General features: G+C 43.0%; 20 protein-coding genes and 4 pseudogenes. 16 read left to right on the plus strand and 8 right to left on the minus strand.

Going from position 1 to position 20934, the window contains the following annotated elements:
• Positions 1 to 97: 97 nt before the first annotated feature.
• Positions 98 to 544 carry a hypothetical protein gene (locus QUA43_RS12305; RefSeq protein WP_333374175.1) on the minus strand — a complete coding sequence of 149 codons (447 nt, stop codon included), beginning with the start codon at positions 542 to 544 and terminating at the stop codon, positions 98 to 100.
• The gene (locus tag QUA43_RS12310; protein ID WP_333029965.1) at positions 541 to 1413 is read right to left on the minus strand and encodes a ParA family protein; all 873 of its coding nucleotides are present in this window, start codon (positions 1411 to 1413) and stop codon (positions 541 to 543) included. Before QUA43_RS12310 ends, QUA43_RS12305 begins: the two co-directional genes overlap by 4 nt.
• Before the next feature lie 152 nt (positions 1414 to 1565).
• Between QUA43_RS12310 and QUA43_RS12315 the strand changes: the two genes are divergently transcribed.
• On the plus strand, positions 1566 to 2753 hold the full coding sequence (locus QUA43_RS12315) for an AAA family ATPase (RefSeq protein WP_333374176.1): 1188 nt from the start codon (positions 1566 to 1568) through the stop codon (positions 2751 to 2753).
• Positions 2753 to 3502: a hypothetical protein gene (locus QUA43_RS12320; RefSeq protein WP_333374178.1), complete on the plus strand. Its 750-nt coding sequence runs from the start codon at positions 2753 to 2755 to the stop codon at positions 3500 to 3502. The genes QUA43_RS12315 and QUA43_RS12320 overlap by 1 nt, the downstream gene beginning before the upstream one ends.
• A 118-nt stretch (positions 3503 to 3620) precedes the next feature.
• Here the strand turns inward: QUA43_RS12320 and typA are convergent, their stop codons facing one another.
• Positions 3621 to 5411, minus strand: coding sequence for a translational GTPase TypA (gene typA, locus QUA43_RS12325; protein ID WP_333374180.1), 1791 nt, complete (start codon positions 5409 to 5411; stop codon positions 3621 to 3623).
• 273 nt (positions 5412 to 5684) lie between these two features.
• On the opposite strand from typA, the gene QUA43_RS12330 reads away from it, so the two are divergent.
• The 7 genes and pseudogenes from QUA43_RS12330 to QUA43_RS12360 all read left to right on the plus strand — a co-directional run bounded on the left by QUA43_RS12330 (position 5685) and on the right by QUA43_RS12360 (position 10295).
• On the plus strand, positions 5685 to 6011 hold the full coding sequence (locus QUA43_RS12330) for a type II toxin-antitoxin system RelE/ParE family toxin (protein ID WP_333374181.1): 327 nt from the start codon (positions 5685 to 5687) through the stop codon (positions 6009 to 6011).
• A gap of 4 nt (positions 6012 to 6015) precedes the next feature.
• A complete protein-coding gene (locus QUA43_RS12335; protein WP_333374182.1) occupies positions 6016 to 6390 on the plus strand; it encodes a transcriptional regulator in 375 nt (124 codons plus the stop codon).
• A 117-nt stretch (positions 6391 to 6507) separates the two neighbouring features.
• Positions 6508 to 6606: pseudogene (locus QUA43_RS30835) on the plus strand (helix-turn-helix domain-containing protein); the annotation flags it as partial.
• A gap of 228 nt (positions 6607 to 6834) precedes the next feature.
• A complete protein-coding gene (locus QUA43_RS12345; protein WP_333374184.1) occupies positions 6835 to 7662 on the plus strand; it encodes a M15 family metallopeptidase in 828 nt (275 codons plus the stop codon).
• Positions 7663 to 7856: 194 nt separating this feature from the next.
• Positions 7857 to 8435, plus strand: a complete 579-nt coding sequence (coaD, locus tag QUA43_RS12350; protein ID WP_333374185.1) for a pantetheine-phosphate adenylyltransferase — start codon at positions 7857 to 7859, stop codon at positions 8433 to 8435.
• On the plus strand, positions 8318 to 9004 hold the full coding sequence (locus QUA43_RS12355; RefSeq protein WP_333374187.1) for a DivIVA domain-containing protein: 687 nt from the start codon (positions 8318 to 8320) through the stop codon (positions 9002 to 9004). The genes coaD and QUA43_RS12355 overlap by 118 nt, the downstream gene beginning before the upstream one ends.
• Before the next feature lie 238 nt (positions 9005 to 9242).
• Entirely contained in the window at positions 9243 to 10295 is a 1053-nt protein-coding gene (locus QUA43_RS12360; RefSeq protein WP_333374189.1) for an acyltransferase, read from the plus strand.
• Between the two features lie 14 nt (positions 10296 to 10309).
• Here QUA43_RS12360 and QUA43_RS12365 read toward each other — a convergent pair whose 3' ends face one another.
• Positions 10310 to 11041: a TIGR04283 family arsenosugar biosynthesis glycosyltransferase gene (locus QUA43_RS12365; RefSeq protein WP_333374191.1), complete on the minus strand. Its 732-nt coding sequence runs from the start codon at positions 11039 to 11041 to the stop codon at positions 10310 to 10312.
• Positions 11042 to 11270: 229 nt separating this feature from the next.
• Here QUA43_RS12365 and ubiG point away from each other — a divergent pair, with 229 nt between their 5' ends.
• The 5 genes from ubiG (at position 11271) to QUA43_RS12390 (ending at position 16630) form a co-directional block, all read left to right on the plus strand.
• Positions 11271 to 12116 (plus strand): bifunctional 2-polyprenyl-6-hydroxyphenol methylase/3-demethylubiquinol 3-O-methyltransferase UbiG, encoded by an 846-nt coding sequence (gene ubiG, locus QUA43_RS12370; protein WP_333374192.1) that lies wholly within the window; start codon positions 11271 to 11273, stop codon positions 12114 to 12116.
• 472 nt (positions 12117 to 12588) lie between these two features.
• Entirely contained in the window at positions 12589 to 12915 is a 327-nt protein-coding gene (locus tag QUA43_RS12375; protein WP_333374193.1) for a cupin domain-containing protein, read from the plus strand.
• A gap of 162 nt (positions 12916 to 13077) precedes the next feature.
• A complete protein-coding gene (fldA, locus tag QUA43_RS12380; protein WP_333374195.1) occupies positions 13078 to 13590 on the plus strand; it encodes a flavodoxin FldA in 513 nt (170 codons plus the stop codon).
• A gap of 129 nt (positions 13591 to 13719) precedes the next feature.
• Positions 13720 to 14457, plus strand: a complete 738-nt coding sequence (locus QUA43_RS12385; protein WP_333374197.1) for an alpha/beta hydrolase — start codon at positions 13720 to 13722, stop codon at positions 14455 to 14457.
• A gap of 199 nt (positions 14458 to 14656) precedes the next feature.
• On the plus strand, positions 14657 to 16630 hold the full coding sequence (locus QUA43_RS12390) for an ATP-binding protein (protein ID WP_333374199.1): 1974 nt from the start codon (positions 14657 to 14659) through the stop codon (positions 16628 to 16630).
• Between the two features lie 183 nt (positions 16631 to 16813).
• Here the strand turns inward: QUA43_RS12390 and QUA43_RS12395 are convergent, their stop codons facing one another.
• Both QUA43_RS12395 and QUA43_RS12400 read right to left on the minus strand, forming a co-directional pair.
• Positions 16814 to 17278 (minus strand): IS630 family transposase, encoded by a 465-nt coding sequence (locus QUA43_RS12395; protein ID WP_333374201.1) that lies wholly within the window; start codon positions 17276 to 17278, stop codon positions 16814 to 16816.
• Positions 17275 to 17778: a helix-turn-helix domain-containing protein gene (locus tag QUA43_RS12400; protein ID WP_333374301.1), complete on the minus strand. Its 504-nt coding sequence runs from the start codon at positions 17776 to 17778 to the stop codon at positions 17275 to 17277. Before QUA43_RS12400 ends, QUA43_RS12395 begins: the two co-directional genes overlap by 4 nt.
• A 153-nt stretch (positions 17779 to 17931) precedes the next feature.
• Here QUA43_RS12400 and QUA43_RS12405 point away from each other — a divergent pair.
• A pseudogene (locus tag QUA43_RS12405) lies at positions 17932 to 18083 on the plus strand (IS66 family transposase); the annotation flags it as partial.
• A gap of 244 nt (positions 18084 to 18327) precedes the next feature.
• On the opposite strand, the pseudogene QUA43_RS12410 reads toward QUA43_RS12405, so the two are convergent.
• Positions 18328 to 18997: pseudogene (locus QUA43_RS12410) on the minus strand (ISAs1 family transposase); the annotation flags it as partial.
• Positions 18998 to 19078: 81 nt separating this feature from the next.
• On the opposite strand from QUA43_RS12410, the pseudogene QUA43_RS12415 reads away from it, so the two are divergent.
• Positions 19079 to 20114 (plus strand): annotated as a pseudogene (locus QUA43_RS12415) (IS701 family transposase).
• Between the two features lie 380 nt (positions 20115 to 20494).
• Here the strand turns inward: QUA43_RS12415 and QUA43_RS12420 are convergent.
• Positions 20495 to 20866 (minus strand): helix-turn-helix transcriptional regulator, encoded by a 372-nt coding sequence (locus tag QUA43_RS12420; protein ID WP_333374202.1) that lies wholly within the window; start codon positions 20864 to 20866, stop codon positions 20495 to 20497.
• Positions 20867 to 20934 lie beyond the last annotated feature (68 nt).

Consider the following 20934-nt stretch of genomic DNA (forward strand, 5'->3'; position numbering starts at 1 on the left):
TCTCCGACTTCTTAAAGTCCTGCGGGGATATGGCAAATTCTAACTCCAAGCTATTACCAATGCCCAATTCGCTGTTTGGCCGATTCAAAGTGTTTGTCTAAAGTGTTTGTCTGTCGATATGTCTCGACAGCCTCAAACTCTGTTTAATTCTGCCAATAATTAGCTCGAACATTTTTTTGCGGGACGGATTCTTGCTGCTGGGCGGCATCCCTAACTCGCAACACATCAAGTTCAAGTCAGTTGCACTCATTGCCAACAATTTTTGCCTTACCTCTTCTTCATTACCATTCTTAGCTTGTAAACGCAGTTCTTCATAAACTTCTAGAACATTGCCAGCCGATAAATTAACAGGTTTATTAACATCAGCACCCCTGGGAATATCCAAAGTTTTTGAGCCAGCCGAAATCACTCCCCGCTTGACTTGAGTCTCAAGCCGGGTTAATTTTCGAGCAACGTCCCGCAAGATTTCCTTAAGTTCGCCAATTTCCTCAACTAACCCCCCGCTTTCTTGCTCGGAAGCAGCCAAAATTTCTTTTTTACTCATTTCAGATACTCCTCACACTCGCGCCATAGTTTTTCAAATTCTCTAACTAATTCTCGCGGCAGTTCTCCCTCATTAATCGCCCGTTTTAGCCCGACGCTTTCCCGAATCGTCGATTCTAAAAATCTAACTTCTATGTTATTATCTTTTGATATTTCATCGCAAAGTCTCTTTACTTCTCTCATGTAAAACTGAACTTCATTTGTCAGCAATCCTCCATAGGTTTTAGCTTTATTCATAAAGACTGCTATCTTAGGAAACGGATAAGGCTCAATCCGTTTCTGAAGCGAGTTTAAAACTAAACTCAATCCCCTAGAACCAAAATAATCGGGATTGACGGGAATTAATATTAAGTCGCAGCAAGAGAGTACGCTGTAGGTGAGGAGACTGAAGGAAGGCGAACAGTCAAAAAGCATCAAGTCGTATTTGGGGAGATTGGCAGAGTTGGCGATTTTACCGATGAATCTGCGGATGAAGTCTTTAACACTTTTTCCCTCAAATCCATCGATATCCAACCAATACAATTCTTCAACAGAAGGGACAAAATGCAACTGTTCGTCAATCTGATAAATGGTGTCGAAACCAACGGGAAATTTAAAATTCTGTCCGGCTTTTTTAAAGACTTCTAGGGCGTCGTAAATTGTAAGTCTATGCTTGAGAGATTTTTCGTACCACTTACCAAATTTGTCATCTAAATGACCTGTATTTTCGTTAAGTCCGATCGCCTCTGTGAGCGACATTTGCGGATCTAAGTCTAACATCAAGACTTCTAAGTCGGTTCCTTGGGATATAATATTTCCCAGACTCCAAGTGACGGTGGTCTTTCCGACACCGCCTTTAAAGTTGATTACGGCTATTGATTTAGGACTCATGGCTAGTTTTGTTTGGATTTTGCTCAAATATAAATTAAAACATATTGTGGCGGTTAGTCGATCGCCCGATCGCCGAGGAGAAGCCCGAGCTGCCAATTGACATGAAAGGCAGACTATGATAAAAAAATATATAATAAAATAAATAGCACATTATGTCAAACCAACTAACTCATTTGCACATCAAAAATTTTCGCTCTCTAGCAGATGTAAACATTCAAATCAACCCTCTCAACATTATCTTCGGCCCTAATGGAGCGGGAAAAACTACATTACTCGATACCATCTGGTTTGTGCGAGACTGTGCCATCAGGGGTGTTGATTTAGCTTCTTCTGAGAGAGATCATGGGATTGGTTTGCTCTGGGATGGAGCCGATGAGGGGGAAAATATATCAATCAAAATTGTAACCCCATCGGGTGAATACGAAGTTTCATTTGGTTATTCTTCAGGTAGAATCGAACCTTTTGCGGGAGAAAAGCTTTTTTCCGATCATGATAATCAATTGATTGTTCGCATTATAGGCAGTGACAAAGCTCAGGTTTATCTTACAGACCTGCAAGAATTAGAATTCATTACACTCAGAGAACCAGAGAAATTAGCCCTAAGCCGATATGTAGCATTTGAGAATAGCGAACCCGCTGCCTCTAACATAGACAACTTATTGCGCGTTGTTCGCAACTATAACTCCCGGTCAGCTTCTTTGTTCAAGATAAAGCGATTTGGTTCAGAATCTGATTCGGGAGAGCGATTACAAGACAGATGCGAGAATTTATGGTCAGTTTTGCGGAATTTACATGATAAGCGAGTCATTGATGAACGGTACGATACAATCATCAGTTTCATGCAAGAGAGCTTTCCAGCTTTTGATAATCTGTTTTTTGAACAAACAGGTCGATACACAGTCTATGGCAACTTTTTAGAAAAAGGACGGCGCAAACCAATTCGATCATCAGGAGTATCTGACGGTCATCTCCAGATGCTGATTAATCTCACAGCTTTGTTCTCTGAAGGACAGAATCGTTATTCACTAATTTTATTTGATGAGCCTGAAATCTCGCTTCATCCTTGGGCTTTAGCTGTTTTTGCTAAAGCTGTAAAACTCGCTACTGAAAAATGGAATAAGCAGGTTTTTATTGCTACTCATTCACCTGTATTAATTAGTCAATTTGAACCAGAAAATATTTTGACTGCGGAACTTGACAAGGAAGGAAAAACCGTCCTCAAAAGGATCAGTGAGATAGAAGGTATCCAAGATTTACTAGAAGAATATGCTACTGGATCGCTATATATGGCTGAGATGATTGCGCCTCAAAGTAAATCTGCATTAGAGGTAGCAAGTTAATGAATAGTCACGATACTACGAGTGACCAGCACTGTTATTTTTTCAAGTTTGGATTGCTGGTAACAGGAAAAACGGAAGAGGAACACATTCCCAAGTTATTTAGAAGTCTAACGAAATTGGGTATTTGCTCTTTTGAAGTTATTAGCAAGGTTGAGCAGCTAGACGTAATAACTTCAAATAAAAAAGCTAAGATGGTTGGAAGTGGTGCAAACATTCCTAATAAGGATGCTGAAAGAATTGGATACCCAGCAAGAGGTTACTTATCAAAAGATCCATGTACTTATGTCCTGCTACTGGATGACCTAGAATACGATCGAACCGATCGAGCACAACAAATTTTTGAGCGCTACCGAAAGGCACTTGATCCTATTTTACGCGACCAAAAACACCGTGCCTCAGTTCATTTTTTAGTTAATATGCTAGAAGCATACTACTTCGCTGATGCTGCTACCGTCAATGCAGTATTAGGAACCAGCTTAACCGATTACGAGGGAGATGTGGAAACGATTCGCCATCCCAAAGGTAAACTAAAACAGATATATTCGGGATTTAATGAAAAGGAACAGGGCGGCCAAATTCTCGATGGTCTTAATGTTGAAAACGTTTTATCCGATCCGAATACTTGTGCTTCTCTGAGAACCTTATTTGCATGGTGTTTAAAGGCTTTGGGGGAAGTACCTACCGATAAATATCAGCTTCTAAGTGGAAAATTAAGTGAAATAACCAAAGCACAATTGGATAATATATAATTTTTTAATTTCTGGCAGGTTTTTACTGCAAATAAAACGTAAGGTGCGCAATGCGCACCCTACAAGCTTTTTTAGCGTTTCACCAGTAAGGTGCGCAATGCGCACCCTACAAATTGTTTTAGCGTTTGACCAACTTCTTAGAAACCTTCCGCAAGCGAATTGATTGTGGTGTTACTTCCACCAATTCATCCTGACCGATGTACTCCAAAGCGCGCTCCAAACTCATATCGACTGGCGCTTGCAATTGCGCCAATTCTTCACCGCCAGATGCGCGGTGGTTTGTCAACTGCTTCGACTTGCAAATATTCAGCTCCATGTCGTCATCTCGGTTGTTTTCTCCGATAATCATCCCTCTGTAAACCTTGGTTCCGGGGGTAATGAAAAATACGCCACGGTCTTCAGCATTTTTCAGTGAATAAGTAGTGGCAACTCCTTCTTCAAAGGAAATCAATACTCCGTTGCGACGGGCGACAATTTCTCCACCGAGGGGGCGATAGTCGAGGAAGCTGTGGTTCATAATTCCAGCGCCACGAGTCAAGCGCATGAACTCGCCTCGGAATCCAATCAAACCGCGAGCGGGGACTGAAAATTCGATTTGGGTGCGACCGGTGCTGCTGACGTGCATATCTTGCATTTCTGCTTTCCGCTGACCGAGGCGTTCGATGCAGCCGCCGACTGCTTCTTCGGGTACGTCTAACACCAAACATTCAAAGGGTTCGCAGGGACGACCGCCGACTTCGCGGTAGATTACTTGCGGCTGGGATACTTGAAATTCGTATCCTTCGCGACGCATATTTTCGATCAGGATTCCGAGGTGGAGTTCGCCACGGCCGGATACGAGGAATTTGTCGGGAGATTCGGTTTCTTCTACGCGCAAGGCGACGTTAGTTTGGAGTTCTCGCATTAGCCGATCGCGAATTTGCCGAGATGTCACAAAACTTCCTTCTTGACCGCAGAACGGCGAATCGTTCACAGAGAAAGTCATCTGCAAAGTTGGTTCGTCTACTTTGATTAAAGGCAGCGCTTGCGGGTCGTTGGGACAGGTAATTGTCTCGCCAATATACGCATCAGCAAAACCGGCAACGGCGACAAGATTACCAGCAGAAGATTCTGGGATATCAATCCGCTTCAGACCTTCAAAGCCCATCAATTTGGTAATTTTTGATTTGACAATCGCGCCGCTTTCTGTGATTAAGACTGCTTGTTGACCGATTCTAATCGTACCGTTGTGGATGCGACCGATGACGATGCGACCGACGTATTCTGAGTAATCTAAGGTGGTTACTTGCAGTTGCAGTGGCTTGTTGGGGTCGCCTACGGGGGGCGGTACGTGGTCGAGGATTTCTTCAAAGAGGGGCTTCATATCTACCCCTTCGTCTTCCAGGTGTTTTTTGGCGTAACCGCTTAAGCCGGAACCGAAGAGATAGGGAAATTCGCACTGATCGTCGTCAGCACCTAGTTCGAGGAACAGATCCAAAACTTTATCGACGGCTTTGTGGGGGTCGGCTCGCTCGCGATCGATCTTATTCACAAAGACGATCGGGCGCAGTCCTTTTTCTAGAGCTTTTTTGAGCACGAAGCGGGTTTGCGGCATCGGGCCTTCGTTGGCGTCTACGATCAGCAGACAGCCGTCAACCATGCCGAGAACTCGTTCGACTTCTCCGCCGAAGTCCGCGTGTCCGGGGGTATCGACGATGTTGATCAGGGTTTCTCCGTACCTGACGGCGGTGTTTTTGGAAAGGATGGTAATGCCACGTTCGCGCTCGATGTCGTTGGAGTCCATGACGCAATCTGGGATTTCTTCCCCTTCGCGGAAGATCCCGGACTGTCTGAGGAGAGCGTCCACAAGGGTGGTTTTGCCGTGATCGACGTGAGCAATGATGGCGACGTTGCGAATGGGAAGACTCATAATGCGTCTGGAACGTTAAACGGATCTAACTAAAGATTTCTTAATAATTGTAGCGCATGAAGTCAAGGGCCGATCGGGCGGGGCTGTAAGATTGGAGTGCGATCGTCGCTAGAATCAAGATTATGGAAGCGCAACAAGCGTGAAATTGAGCGTTACACCACGCCTGACGGCAGAGTTTCTTTCGATCGGTGATTTTGAGTTTGCCCAGGTGAAGAAGCTTTGATGGGGGGCGATCGCCGATATTAAGATGAGGGTGCAAGTTCGATCGACTTTATGGAAGTACAACCCAGAGATATTCAGCGTTATACCACGCCAGACGGCAAAGTTCCTTTCTCCGAGTGGTTAGACTCCCTGCGGGATCTCAAGGCAAAATTTAAGATTGACCGGCGACTCGATCGAGTTGGGACTGGAAATTTCGGAGATTATCGAGCAGTCGGAGAAGGTGTCTATGAGTTGAGGATAAATTACGGCCCCGGCTATCGGGTCTATTTTGGACAAGTAGAAGAAACAATTGTACTTTTGTTGATAGGCGGGGATAAAAGCACTCAAGAGCAAGATATCCGCAAGGCTAAAACATACTGGACAGATTACAGGAGTTAAGACAATGACAATGCCTAAGAGCTTACCTTATCACCCCTATAAAATTTCAAATCTCAAAGATCCGGCATATTCTGCGGGCTATCTCACAGAGATTTTTGAGGAGGAAGAAGGCGATTTGGAATTAGGAATCATGCGAAAAGCACTTCGAGATGTATTTGAGGCTCTGGGCGAACCAAATATGTCTGCTGAGGATGCTAAATTGCATTTGGAAAAGTTAGATGTTTTGTTGTCGGGAGAAGGAAGTGCGACAATTTATGCTTTGGCAAGTTGGCTAAATGCTCTGGGATTGAAGTTATCTGTTGTAGTTGATGAAGGGGATAAAGGGGAAGATAAAGATTCTGTTAGTGCTGCAGAGTTTGCGGAAGTTGGTAATGTTTGATTTTGGGCGATCGAGCTTTAAGCTATTAATTAGACCTTAACGGCGCTCGAAGCCCGATCGCTAAACGAAGTAGCCGATCGCTCCGGGGTATCCTACAATACTGTTAAAAGTTATGCCCGATCGCCCGGTATGGCAATGGCTGACATCGGTGCTCTGCTAAAATTGGCGCGGACGTTTGATGTGTCGATCGAAGAATTGTTGGATTTTGTCGAATAGTAACAAATTACACTTAAAATAAACCAGCGCCACCAGCGCCAACCAGTTCGACCTCGCAGGGACGATCGACTGTGGGCCCAAGCAACAGATGCGAGAGTTGGCGGATGGGACGGGGCGAAGTCAGAAAGAGATGATATATTCTCAGCGGCAATTGTAGCTGTTCGATCGCCCATATCAGTCTACAATTTGTAACGTTGAGCCTTATTGAAGTGCAGGAGTGGAGCTGGCTTGGATAACGCTAGTCTGTCAAGAAAACCCCCGCAAGCCTCGGAGCTTGTCGCCGACGAAATTCCAGAAGCAGTGCGAGATCACCCATACCCAGAAGTAGGGCAGAGTCAGTCTAAGAAAAAAGGGCTGATTTGGAAACTGCTAGGGTTGGCCGCACTAGCCTTTGGGGTCAGCATCTGGCTGCACCTCAACTTTAACTTGTTCCCAGCCACCAGTCAGGCCGAGCAAACTCAACAAAACCCAGCGCCCACCAGTTCCGCGTCTCCGTCTGTCGCGAGTCCTGCTACCACCCCAAAAGTCCCCGCAATCCCAGAAAACCTGCTGGGACACTTGCCGTACCCAGAAGCACCAGCCAAAGACTTGGTAGGCGTCACCTCCGACGGTAGCGTCAAACTCCGCTCCTCAGCAGCAGCAAAATATCAGGAAATGGTCAACGCCGCAGCGGCATCAGGCATCTATTTCGCTCCCATATCCGGCTTTCGCTCCCTGCAAGACCAACAGCACGTATTTTTTGACGTGAAAGCCGAACGCAGGCAAAACGCCAGCAAGCGAGCCGAAGTCAGCGCCCCTCCAGGTTACAGCGAACACCACACCGGTTATGCGATCGACATCGGCGACGGCACCGCCCCAGAACACAACCTCAGTCCCAGTTTTGAAAATACCGAAGCATTCAAGTGGTTAGAAGCCAACGCCGTCGCCTTCAGCTTTGAAATGTCCTTCCCGAAAAACAATCGCCAAGGCGTCAGTTACGAGCCTTGGCATTGGCGGTTTGTGGGCGACAAGCAAAGCCTCGAAACTTTTTACAAAGCTCATTCCATGAAAAAGTAGATGTCAGTTGACAGTTGACAGTTGACAGTTGACAGTTGACAGTTGACAGTTGACAGTTGACAGTTGTCAGTTGTCAGAAGGAAGGCACTACACGGATTAACACGGATACAAGGATAATAGACTCTCCCACTCCCCCGCTCTCTCTCCCCTTATGCCACATTCCCCCACTCCCCCCACTTCGTTGAGCCAAACTCGTGATTGCAATCTATCCAGGCAGCTTTGACCCCATTACCTTCGGTCACGCAGACATTATCGAGCGGGGATCTAGACTGTTTGATCGGGTAATTGTTACCGTAGTCAGAAACCCCAGCAAAACCCCTCTCTTCACCGTAGAGGAACGGATCGAGCAGATCCGGCGCTCTACCCAACACTTGCAAAATGTAGAAGTAGACAGTTTTGAGGGTTTGACAGTAAACTATGCTAAGATTCGACAAGCCAAAGTGCTGCTGCGGGGGCTCCGGGTATTAACAGATTTTGAAATGGAACTCCAGATGGCCCACACCAATAAAACCCTTCTGGGTGAAATTGAAACAGTTTTTTTGGCAACTTCTAACGAGTACAGCTTTTTAAGTAGTAGTGTAGTTAAAGAAATAGCCAAGTTTGGTGGCTCCGTAGATCATCTTGTTCCGAAACACGTCGCCCTAGATATTTACAAATGTTACGCCAGCAGGAACCAACTCGCATCGAACCCGACACTACCGGACGCGGCACTGAGAACGAATCACCTCAGAACACAGCCACCTTCGGAGACCCCACCCGAACCGCAGGAGTAGACATCCAGCGGGAATTGAACCGGCTTGAGGAAATTGTTCTCGACAGTCCGCGAATTCCCATGACCAGACGCACTCTGGTGGATGAAGAACAGTTGCTCGATCAGTTAGACTTGGTGAGGCTAAATTTGCCGATCGCCTTTCAGGAAGCCGAGACGATCATCCGGCACAAGGACGACTTGCTTCAAGAGGCGGAACTTTACGCTCAGGAAGTGATAGAAGCAGCAGAACAGAGAGCAGCAGAAATTTTAAACGATATGGGCCTGCTTCAGCAGGCGAAGATAGAGGCAGATCAGTTGCGACAGCAAGTTTTGCTCGACTGCGAGGCAATTCAGCAGGCCACGCTGACAGAAGTCGAACAAATTCGCTACCAGGCTCAAGAGGAATTGGAAGAGATGAGAGTCAGGGCGATGGCTGAATGCGAGGAAATTCAAAACGGAGCCGATGATTATGCCGACCAAGTGCTCGATAATATCGAGCACAAGTTGAGCGATATGCTGCGCGTGATCCGCAACGGGCGCGATCAGTTGGATAGTGTTTCTGCGTCGCACATCCATCACAACAACGGTTAGCCCACAGTGAACTCATTGCTTGAACATTTCTAAAAGTCTACCTAAATTAGGTAGACTTTTTTTCGCAATAGTCTTTCTAGTCTTTATGCCTCAGTCCCAGCAGTCGGTGACTTATTTGTGCCGACATAAGTTTTATGAAGATAGGAGCAAATATAAAATTTTATGCTAGAGTTTGGTGAAAACTGATAAGACAAAAAATTCCTAATTGGATTCTAATTTTTACAATCTAATTGTTACCATGCAAAAAGTTTCTAATAGGTTCGCTGAATTTGATTTGATCCGAGCTTTAGCGATCGTCAGTGTGGTGATTACTCATGCGGGGTTCTTTACATTTCGCGATACCAGAATTCTATTTGTCGCGATCGATACATTTCAACTATTTTGCGTACCAGCATTTTTACTGTTGAGCGGTTTTTTTCTCACCAACAAACTGGAAAATCAAAATAATCCCACACTGGTAGTCAAAAAAAGACTGTCAAAAATTCTACCGCCTTATCTGTTTTGGTCAGTAGCTGTGTACATCTTAAATAATTTGGGAGAAATCCAAAAATTTGATTTACTTTCACTACTCAGAGATATCTTGACGGGTTCAGTGATGCCTCCCTATTACTTCATCGTTGTGATTGTTCAATGCTACGGCTGGTGGTGGCTTCTCGTGAAATTAAGATTTTTAGAACCCCGAAAAGTTTTGGCTGTGGGCTTAACAATTCAAGCTATTTTTACAATCTTCTTCTACTTAACCGCTTTCCAATACATATCAATACCTCTACCTGTGATGGAGCGCTGGATTTTTAGTTGGATTTTGCCATTTTCAACTGGTCTATTTTTGGGTGCCTCGTACGACAGAATTCAACCTGTTCTCGAAGGGAAAAAAATGCCAATTTTAGGGGCAACGATCCTTTTTTATCTAGCTAGCATTTTGGAATATTACCTGAAAAGTGGAGTTAATTCGGAGGCATGGTTTCTCCGCTCGTTTTTTAAACTATCTGCTCAAGGATACGCAATTTTGTTCGTATTATCTATCCTCGCATTTTCTAAGAGTATTGCACTTCCCAGTAGATTATCGGGGTTAGTCAAAATATTGGCTGCTTATTCATTCCCTATATATCTCCTGGATTCGACTGTAGTGAAATATGTGTTGTTAGTGTTTTATAAGTTTATTGACCCGGTAAATCCGCTGCTGAAGCTCGGCTTTTTAGTGACGGGGACTTTGTTAGGTTGTTGGGCGATTATTTACCTGTTGGAAAAAGTTTTGCCCAAAAATTACAGGCAGTACATTTTGGGAATTTAATCAAATTTTGTGTTTCAGCGGATGTCTTCATAAAACTGCTTGAGATACCTTGGGGGAACGCCAAAACCCCACAAAAAACCAATCGAAAGATAGATCGCAATAGCTTTAAATTCGCCCCAATTCGCCACTCGACGATCGCTACTTTCTACTACCCGATTGACTAACTTAAGTCTCCCCCGTAGCACTAACTTCAAACACAAATCCGCTTCCTCCATAATTGGCAGCGCGGCATCGAAACCAGCGCATTCCCAAAAATCGGTACGGCGACAAAAGATAACTTGGTCGCCAAACAGCAGGCGTAATCCTTTGAAAAATAAATGAGGTCGAAATAACAGCGGCGCGTAATAAGTTTTCAGGTAATTGTGCAGGGAAAAACCCCATCTTGTTTGCTGCGAACCAGCCATCAGGGAGATAAACCCGCCGCCGGCAATTTCGGCATCGGACAATGTTTTCTGGATGACTGCTACAATGTCGTCGGGAACTAAAGTATCGGCGTGGAGAAAGCACAGAATTTCACCGGTGGCGACTTGGGCACCTAAGTTCATTTGCAGGGAACGTCCGGCTATACTGCTAGAAATAACGCGGATGCCGGCGGAAAGTGCGATCGCCACTGTGTCGTCTTGACTGCCGCCGTCTACCACCAACACTTCCCAAGCGGGAGGATTAAGGATGCTGAGTTGGCGGAGGGTGCGTTCCAGACAAGTCGCTTCGTTGAGGGCTGGGATGATAATAGAAACGCGATCCATCTGGTTGAAATTTATGCCAAAGATATTATAATAAACAACTGTGGCGATTCACAACTCACGAGAAAATAGAACTTACGCGCGCGGATTCAAAAACCCGGTGTCTGCCTGTGAACTCGTCACGAAACATCCGATTTTCTACAGAAATTGGTTTTTTTGGCGTCATTCCTATAAAATAACGCAAAAGTGCAATCGTCATCTATATTTTCCACTAATCAGGACTGAGAAAATCGTGCAGAAAACAGAAGTAAAAAATGATTTAGAATTTTATGAGGAAAATGCCGATAATTGGTGGGACGAAAATGCTAAAATTTATGCCTTATACCATCTAAATAAACCCAGATTTGAGTTTTTCGACAGACACGCGACTAATTGGCAAGGGCTGAAAACCTTAGATGTCGGGTGCGGCGGCGGCTTTTCTTGCGAGTTTATGGCCGAGAGAGGTGCTATTGTTTCTGGAATAGATCGATCGCAAAAATGTATTGTAGCAGCTCAAAATCACGCAGTTACCAGCGGTTATGAGATAGACTACAGGCAAGGTTTTGCCGAAAATATGCCCTACGAAGACAATACCTTTGATGTTGTAATCTGCGTGGATGTTTTGGAACACGTTGCCGATTACAAAAAAGTTGTGTCTGAGGTTCACAGGATTCTCAAGCCTGGGGGACTGTTCTTTTTTGACACAATCAACCGAACTTTTTCCTCGCAAGTTGTGATGATTGGGCTGATGGAAAATATTTTGCAGGAGATTAGGCGGGGCGTTCACGATTGGGAAAAGTTTATTACCCCGGATGAACTGTCTGTGGTAATGCGCGATACGGGTTTCGGCAAGATTGAAATTAAAGGTTTTGATATGTTTGGAGAAATGGGCGCTATTTTAGCCCAGATGCACGGTTTTTGGGGGAATCTTACAAGTGGAAAGCAGCTATTTCCTTCGGGGGAAAGTTTCCAACAAGTTTCTCAAGTGCTAATCTCTAATATCGCTAACTATTTTGATTACAAAAAGTCTGGCTTGTTTAAAATCAAAATTAATGAGGATACGTCGATTATGTATGTGGGCGTAGGGGCGAAGAATTAGTCGGTTAATTGTTGACTGTTGTCATTAGGGGCGGGTTTTAGACTGGTTTTTGCGATCGACAAATCCGGCTAAAACCCGCCTCTCTTGCATTTTGTAGGGTTCGCAGCATTTTACCCTGTTGAGTGCAATACACATATTCCATAGGGAGACGACGCCGTATCCTTACTATATTGCGGGCAATTGAGAATTGCTCTATTGGCGATCGCACGACAAACCTAATTTTAAGAACTAATTGCGAATTATTACCAAATATTTTTAACGTTAAGTCATCGCACCTCGCAGTTCGATCTCCCAAAAATACCGCCCCGTCTTTATTTGGGGCTGCTCGCGTTGAGCGGACACCTAGCTTGACTGCCTTTAGTAACAAATCTTAATATTTAACTATTGACAATTTATCTAAATTGCATGGTAGCTTATTGAATATTAATTGCAATAACTGCCGGAAGTTAACAGTACCTGGAGGTCAATCACCGTGACAGCAGCAATAGTTTCCGCATCCGCCGATCGAATCAGCGACGGACAACCCGCCGACAGCCAAAAACTGATGAGTTTGGGTAAAAATTCCGAAATACCTGACCTCGATAACTCCAAAGATGTAACCCTCACCGTCTTAGAAGGAGCGGGAACTCTCACGGTGTGCGATCGGACAGTCACTTTAAAACCCGGAGTATTTGTGTTTGTACCCGCCGGCATCCCGCGCCGTCTCAAAGTACAAACGACGCTGAATCTGTTACTAATTGACTGCGAAGCAGACCCCGATATGAGCGAGTCAGCTTGGTTGATGAATTTTCAACTTTAACCCGATGAAAAAACAGTGTCCTTGCTGCCTTGACTCCCTAATTTCTCAGGTTTGCCACAACCGTGTCTACTGTTTTTGTCTGAATTGCAGGCAGGAAATGCCAAATCCTGACTCAAAAAAAACAACCCTCAAGCACTATCAAATTTCACCTTCGGAGTAAAAATGTCAAAAGCAATTGGTCTTTTCTACGGAACTACAACTGGGAAAACTGAGTCGGTAGCTGAAATGATTCGGGATGAATTTGGCGGCGATATCGTGACCTTGCACGAGATCGGCAGCGTTGAAAATGATGATTTTGCCGAATACGAATGTCTGATTATCGCTTGTCCGACTTGGAATATCGGCGAACTGCAAAGCGACTGGGAAGGTTTTCTTCCCGAACTTGATGATATTGATTTTAGCGGCAAAAAAGTAGCTTATGTGGGAACTGGCGACCAAGAAGGCTACCCGGATAATTTTATGGATGCAATGGGCATTCTGGCTGAAAAAATTTCGGAACAGGGCGGCGAAACAGTCGGTTATTGGCCGGTAGAGGGCTATGATTTTAATGAATCTAAAGCTGTAGTTAATGGCAAGTTTTTGGGTCTTGCTATTGATGAAGACAACCAATCCGATCTGACGGAATCGCGCATCAAATCTTGGGTATCTCAACTCAAGAAAGAATTTAGCTTGTAGACTTAACGGTAGCAGGGTGAGTTTTGTAATTAGATTATGTTCGGCAATCAAAATTACGCACTCAACCCGCCCCGAAAATCTAGCAGATAAATTATTCTTGTTAATAACTCGATCTCCCACTTAAAATAGATGAAATTTAGTTCAGAAGACGTGCTTTGGTTAAGTGTAAGTCCGAGTTTGCAATTCTTCGATCGCTCGCTGCTTTCCTACTTAAATGATTCTGTACCAGTGCAAATATGGGAATACCAACAAACTGAAGACGAAGCTTGCTCTTTAGATATGGCTGTTGAACTTTTGCACGATTTTTTAACATTGCGCGATCGCCCAATTCATCTCATCGGCCACAGTACCAGCGGATTAGTTGGTTTAATGTATGCGCGCCGCTATCCTCACAAAGTAAGTTCTTTGGGACTTTTAGCTGTCGGCTTGCCATCTGCTATGAATTGGCAATCACATTACTATACGCATCTTTCAGCTTTTCCCTGGAGCAGAAAACAAGTTTTGACTCAAATGGTTGGCGATATGCTGGGATTGCAAAATCAAATAATCAATCAAAGATTTATATCATATTTTGAAGATGACTTAGCCTGTTCTCCTTGTCCTCACTCCTTATTTAGGATTAGTAATTCCCACGATGAAGGTGTAGAAGTACCTTTGTTGATATGCAGCAGCAAAACAGATTTTATGGTATCTCCTGTTGTCATGCGCCGCTGGTCGAAATTTATTAAAAAAGGATCTCGGCTTTGGGAATGTCAAGACGGTAGGCATTTCTTTCACCACTTCTATCCAGAACAAGTCGGCGAAGAAATACTAAATTTTTGGCTATCTCTACACAGTCGGCAACTGATTTTAGACTTGAAGTTCTAGATTCTAGATCGCAACTATTAAGATAAATATCTAACAAGTTTTGGGTACTAAAAGCAGTCTGCTCGCCAGACGGCTAAAATTAACTACAGCCTAAATTCTTTATATATCAAGGATTATTTGCACTAGCAGCTCTCAGAAATCACAATTTACGGTTAATGTACTATTATAAATTAATGACTATTATTTTTAATAACTGATTATGAAAAATCTAAGAAGTGCGATCGAGGGCGACAACAGCTCAACCAAGATCCCGCCGTACTTTCGAGTACCGCTGAGCCTCAAAATTATCGTGCCGTTTCTAAGTGTATCCGTCACTCTATTGTTATTAGTCATACACACAGTCAAAATCGGATTTGCCAACACTCTTGAAAAAGGAGTGCGCGATCAAGTTGAAAACCAAGCAGTTTTAGCCGTGCGAGACTTCAAAAGTCGATCGACTCAATTGATAATGCAAGCCAAACTGCTATCAGAAGAACCCGAAGTTATTCGCGCTATAGAAAAGAAAAACACAGACATCTTGCGTCAAGATATATTATCTCTACAAACCACATTTAAACTAGATTTAGTCAAAGTAGTAGACGGGCGGGGCGAAATGGTAGCAGAGTTGCGAGAAGATTCGCTCATAGATAAGAAGTTAATCAATAGCGCAGCGATCAATTCAGCACTTAAAGGCTTAGAAAAGTCGAATTTCGTCAGCATTGATGGCAAACCGCAAGCATTGCTAGTAGGATTTGCACCGATTAGAAGCAAGAATAGGATAATTGGTGCTGTACTCGTCGGTGACTTAGTGACAGACGAACAATTGCATAAAATCAACATTGATACTAACAGTAAAAACTACTTCGCTATCTTTAAATCAGGAGAATTAATTGCTACTAATTTTCCCCAAATTCGCTCTAAATCTTGGAAAAAACCTACACCACAGACATCGACTACTAAAATAGATATTGAGCGCCTGTCTTACATAATGAAAACGGTAGAAATATCCGAAATAGGCGATAGCATAGCTCTAGCTGTGTTTAACCCAATGGCGACAGTGCAGCAAACGCAATTAACTTTATCTCAACGGCTAGATAGTTTCTTTTGGGCAGGAGTAATTCTCGCCACGATTGTTGGTGCTGTAGTTAGCCGAATCATCGGAAAACCAATCCTTGATTTAACTCAAAATGTGAATTGGATGGCAAGCAATGAATACTTTTCTGGTAAAGTACCCATTCCTTCCGGCGATGAGGTAGGTCAACTTGCTGAAGCTTTCAACTGTATGATAGAACAAGTAGAAAAGCGCGATCGTACACTAAACCTACAATTGCACCAACTACAACAAACGCTTCACGATTTAAAAAATGCCCAATCTCAACTAATTCAAGCCGAAAAAATGTCCAGTTTGGGGTTAATGATGGCTGGTATTGCTCACGAAATTAACAACCCAGTTAACTTTATTTATGGCAACCTCTGTCACGCTAACCAATATACTCAAGATTTGCTCAGGCTTGTAGGACTTTACCAGCAGGAATTTCCGAAGGCAAGCGCGTCAATTCAAGACTGCATTGAGGAAATTGAACTCGACTTTTTATCAGAAGATTTGTCGAAGTTACTATCTTCGATGAAAATGGGGACTGAGCGAATTCAGCAAATTGTTTTGTCCCTGCGAAACTTCTCTAGGTTAGATGAAGCTGAAATGAAACCAGTCGATATCCATGAAGGAATTGACAGCACTCTATTAATTTTAAAGAGCAAAATCACAACCGCGATTAAAGTAATTAAAAATTATGGAAAATTGCCCTTGGTAGAATGCTATCCGTCGCAGTTAAACCAGGTATTCATGAATATCATAGCCAATGCTGCTGATGCACTGTTGAGCAATCCAAATCTGCGAAACAAGGAGATTGAAATCCTCACAAAAATAGCAGGAGTAAATCAAGTGGTGGTGAAGATTAGAGATAACGGCAATGGGATTAACCCGGATGCAATTGATAGGCTATTTGACCCATTTTTTACGACTAAACCTGTGGGTAAAGGAACTGGTTTAGGGCTGTCAATTTCCTACCAGATAATCGAGAAGCATCAAGGGAAAATAGAAGTGAATTCGGAAATAGGTGAGGGAGCAGAGTTTGTGATTTATTTGCCGATTAAAGCCCGCACCCAAGAAGCCGCTTGTTTGTGCCAGAGTTAAGACAGTTCCTTGAATTGAATATCAGTTAGCTATTTGATTAGAGGAGACGGCATTGCCGTTTCCCTACCGCAAAATAATCATGAACTCGCGAGGAGGAGACGGCATTGCCGTTTCCCTACCCCGATTAATTGTAGGGAACCGGCATTGCCGTATCCTGATTTCTGAAGTCCTTATACCAATTCACTATGAACCTGCACTTAATATAGCTTCAAGGATATAGTCCCAACCACAGAGAGATAAAACTTCTTCATTCGTGAGAGATTTGATAATTATATCTACCTGTTCTTTGAGTTTATCTAAACTCGAATAATTTGCCCACTTCAGGTCTTTTTTTGTATGTTCCCACAATCTTTCAATCGGATTCAATTCAGGACTATACGCAGGTAAATATATTGGCATTACATGGTCATGCCAGTCTAATAAGAGAGCTTTATGAAAGCTACCATTATCCATGATAATTAGATTGAAATAGTCTGAGTATTTTTGAGCAAATCCATTTAAAAACTCTTGAAACCAGTTGTGATTGAGCTGAGAAAATTCTTGATAATATTGTTCACCTGTTGATGGCTCTACAACTCCATAAACATAGAAGTTTCCTCGCTTCCATTGTTTTTTCCCGACGGGTTTTATCCCCTTCAATGTAATCATCCTGCCCGGCGCATAGTAATCAATCCAAATCTACTCTCGTCCTGACACCATATCCTTACAGGCTGTCCTGTTCCGAAATATTTAATCATTACTTTGATAATCTCCCACAGTTTTTTTTTGAAGTTGGTCTGTGCAACTTCGTTCACCTTATTGCTTTGGGGTCTTGGCACTTTGAGGTAAGATTTTAATTTATAATGAACTAGGTCATGTACGACTTTATAGCTCACTTTGCTCCCGCATTCTTTTTCGAGCCATATCTGTAATTTGCCATAACTTGTTTCCCCCTCTGGTTCTTGCAGTTTTTTGATTAATTTTTCTCTGACTTCCGGTGGTATATGTGGAGTCTTCCCGGGAGCTTTTTTAACTGTGAGTAATGAGGTAATTCCACCTTGTTTGTAAGCTCTTAACCAACGATATATTGTTGAAGAGTCTCGCTTCAGCATCGTGGCTAATTCTTCTCTTGTTTTGATTTTTTTGGTGGCAATCCAGTATAATAGCAGTAATTTTTCTTGTGCAAACTGCGGTTATAGCCCGTTCGAGTCGATGCTCTAGTTCCTCAACCGTTTCCTGAATTTCTACCTTAAATTTGTTGGCCATATTGCATCTCCTCTACTTTTAGCCTAAATTTAGTGTACCTTCATAGTGAATTGGTATTACGGGATAAGGCAGAATAATGGTGGTATTTTCTCAATGACCCCTCGGTTCCTCCCGATAATAATTTAGCAGAACGTTCTCTACGGCTTTGGTCACGAAACGGAAAGTTTCTGGCGGCTCTCGTTCGATGAAACGATTTGAGGAAACGGCTAATACCAATTTTAAAAAAGAATGCAACAGTATTCTTGTCCCCCCCCTTAGCAAGGGGGGGCTAGGGGGGGTCGAAGAGTGTTGCACGATTTTAGAGAAATGGTATAATCTGCTGAGTGTGATTCAAACCTGTCGTTTTCAAGCTCGCTCAGTAATGACTTTTTTCCGTGAGGCTGTAGAGGCCCATTCTTGTGACTTGGCTATGCCTGAGCTTATTCCCTTCTTTCAGACCTGAATCCTTACCTTTTTAGAGTGACAACGTAATGGGCTTTTTTCTGACGAATCAGCCGAATAATATCGGTTTGAGTCCCCATCGCATCCATCGTAATAATCGCTCCGGTGATATCGATTAATTCCAATAGGGCTGGGATAGCTGTGATTTCATTGGAATGGTTTTCCACTTTAACTTGTCCAAGTACCAACCGATTTTCGCTTGCCCACGCTGTCACTAAATGTAAATTATTTACGCCGTTTTTAGGCGTCATAAGAACCTCGGAGGCTTTTGCCATCAATTGGGATAACTTGTTGGCAAACTGGCCCAATTAATTGTTTAACCCATTGAGTCAACTTCTGTTCTAAAACTTTCGGGTCTAGCTTTTCAAAAACTCGTCGGAAGGTATCATCGCTCGGGATGCCATTGGGTAAGTCTAAAAATTTTTGCAACCATTGCTGCTTACTGATTCCATAATTTTCCATGTCTTCCCATCCATCACCTCCAGCTATTGTAGATAATATGGCAATGACGAGAATGTCTTTAAGTAGGTGGCGTTTGGTTCGGTTCACTCTTGGGTCGGGTACGTCATCAAAATAACTTGACAAGCTCCCTTGTAACTCTTGCATGGAAATAGGTTGGGGCGGGTTTTGTGGTTGCTTTGATTTAGGCGTTGCGAAAACTGGCGCGAATCCTTGATTCATTGATTCTAGGACTTACGCATTGACAAAATAACCAAATAGTGCATTGATAAAGAGGGAACGTCTACTAACGGGTATCGGACAATCAGAAAAATAACTAAAACCTCGACAGCGCAATGCAATAAGGACATTTACACCTTATTTTTACTCTCAGAGCCAAAGTTTGGGGGGTGCAGTAGGTTAGCAGAGATATTAGGAGACGTTTCCCATTCAGGGCGTCAATCGCTTTTTGTTGAGAGAGAGATATGAACCGAAAGATTTATTCGAGATAATCGAGAAATTTATCAACTTAGAAGGGGGAACATTGAGTGTTGACGATACAGTTATAGAAAAACTGTACAGTGAACCCAAACATACGGAATTAATTAGCTATTTTTGGTCAGGTAAATACCATAAACCGATCATTGGATTGAATTTAATCACGCTATATTATAGTGATATTTACGGTAACTCAGTGCCCATTAATTACAGAATATATGATAAAAGAGAGGGTCAAACCAAAAACGATTATTTTAGAGAAATGGTGATAGAAATCAGAGAATGGGGAGTGAAACCAAGAATAGTAACGGGAGATAGTTGGTATTCAGGAGTAGAAAACTTAAAGTTTTTAAGAAACCAGAAGCTGGGTTTTATATTCGGAATTGAAAAAAACAGAATTGTCTCAAATGAGCCGCAAAAGTATTGCCAGGTAAGGACTTTAGAGATTTCTGATGAAGGATTAGTGACTCATTTGAAAGAATTTGGGTTTATAAAGTTGTTTAGGAAAGACTTTAAAAAAGAAGACTCTAGACATTATATTTTATATCTGCCAGATCCCGAAAAGGTCAAAGAGACAACCCGAAGTGAATTTATTACAATTCACGATATTCATTGGGGCATTGAAACCTTTCATAGAGCTATAAAACAAGTCTGTGGAATTTGTCGGTTCATGGTCAGAGACACCTTCGCGATTAAGACTCACATATTTTGCTCACTTCACGCATTTATTAAATTGGAGTTTATGCGCTCTCAAAAAATAATTAGCAATTGGTATGAAGTCCAAAGGAATCTATTCACTTTAGTTGTCCGTGAGCATATTTTGGCGAACCTTAGCAGTGATGGCATGATCGAGAATACATAGATAATGTTTTTTGTCAATGCGTAAGTCCTAGATTCATTGAGTTTTACCCACCGCAGGGCGACTTAGCTTTTAAGACATTATAGAATCGCTAATCCCTAAATCCCCATCTTCTATAGTCGTATTTTTGTCAAGTACAATTTATACCAAATTAGATGAGCTTACCCTGTCAGACTTAGCTCCTTGCTCCTTTTAAAGTTGTCTCAAGGGAGACTGTCCGCTCTTTTCTAATTTTTGATGTTTCAAAGGATTTCACGGATTGTTAGAAGCGATAAAAAAAATTAGTGAAATCAGCGTAATCTCTCTTAATCTGTGTTCAGCAATGGTTCAAGAATGGGGCAAGAGCTGTGGATTCTTGCCTTGACAAACTAGCGGTAAAATTATTAGCCAATTAGCTCAAAACCCTTCGCATGAGAGGAAACACCATTCTTGATCCGCGCCGCCACCACCATCAGTAGCAAGGCCAAACTGTCGTCAGAGAGCTCATCAACCAATATCTGCATATCTAACAAAGACTCTAGTTGCTTTGGCACTGACATCTCGCTGCTGTTGCCACATCCCTCTCCCCCCGTCAGCCGATTACAGAAGTAAACGCGGGCTCCCGGCTTAATCTCGTCCATTGCCTGAATTAATTTCCACAGCACCTCCGTAGAAATGCCAGTCTTGCCCCGCCGAAACTCAGAAATATGATTCTCGCTAACGCCTGAAAACTTGGATAACTGTTTTCCAGATATCCCGTAGCGTTCAATAGTCATCCTAAAAATTTCGGAAATCATTGTAAAGTTTTGTTACAAAAATGTATGATTAGCCTTTAGCGGTGGTA

The organism is Microcoleus sp. N9_B4, from assembly GCF_036701635.1.
Lineage (GTDB): Bacteria > Cyanobacteriota > Cyanobacteriia > Cyanobacteriales > Microcoleaceae > Microcoleus.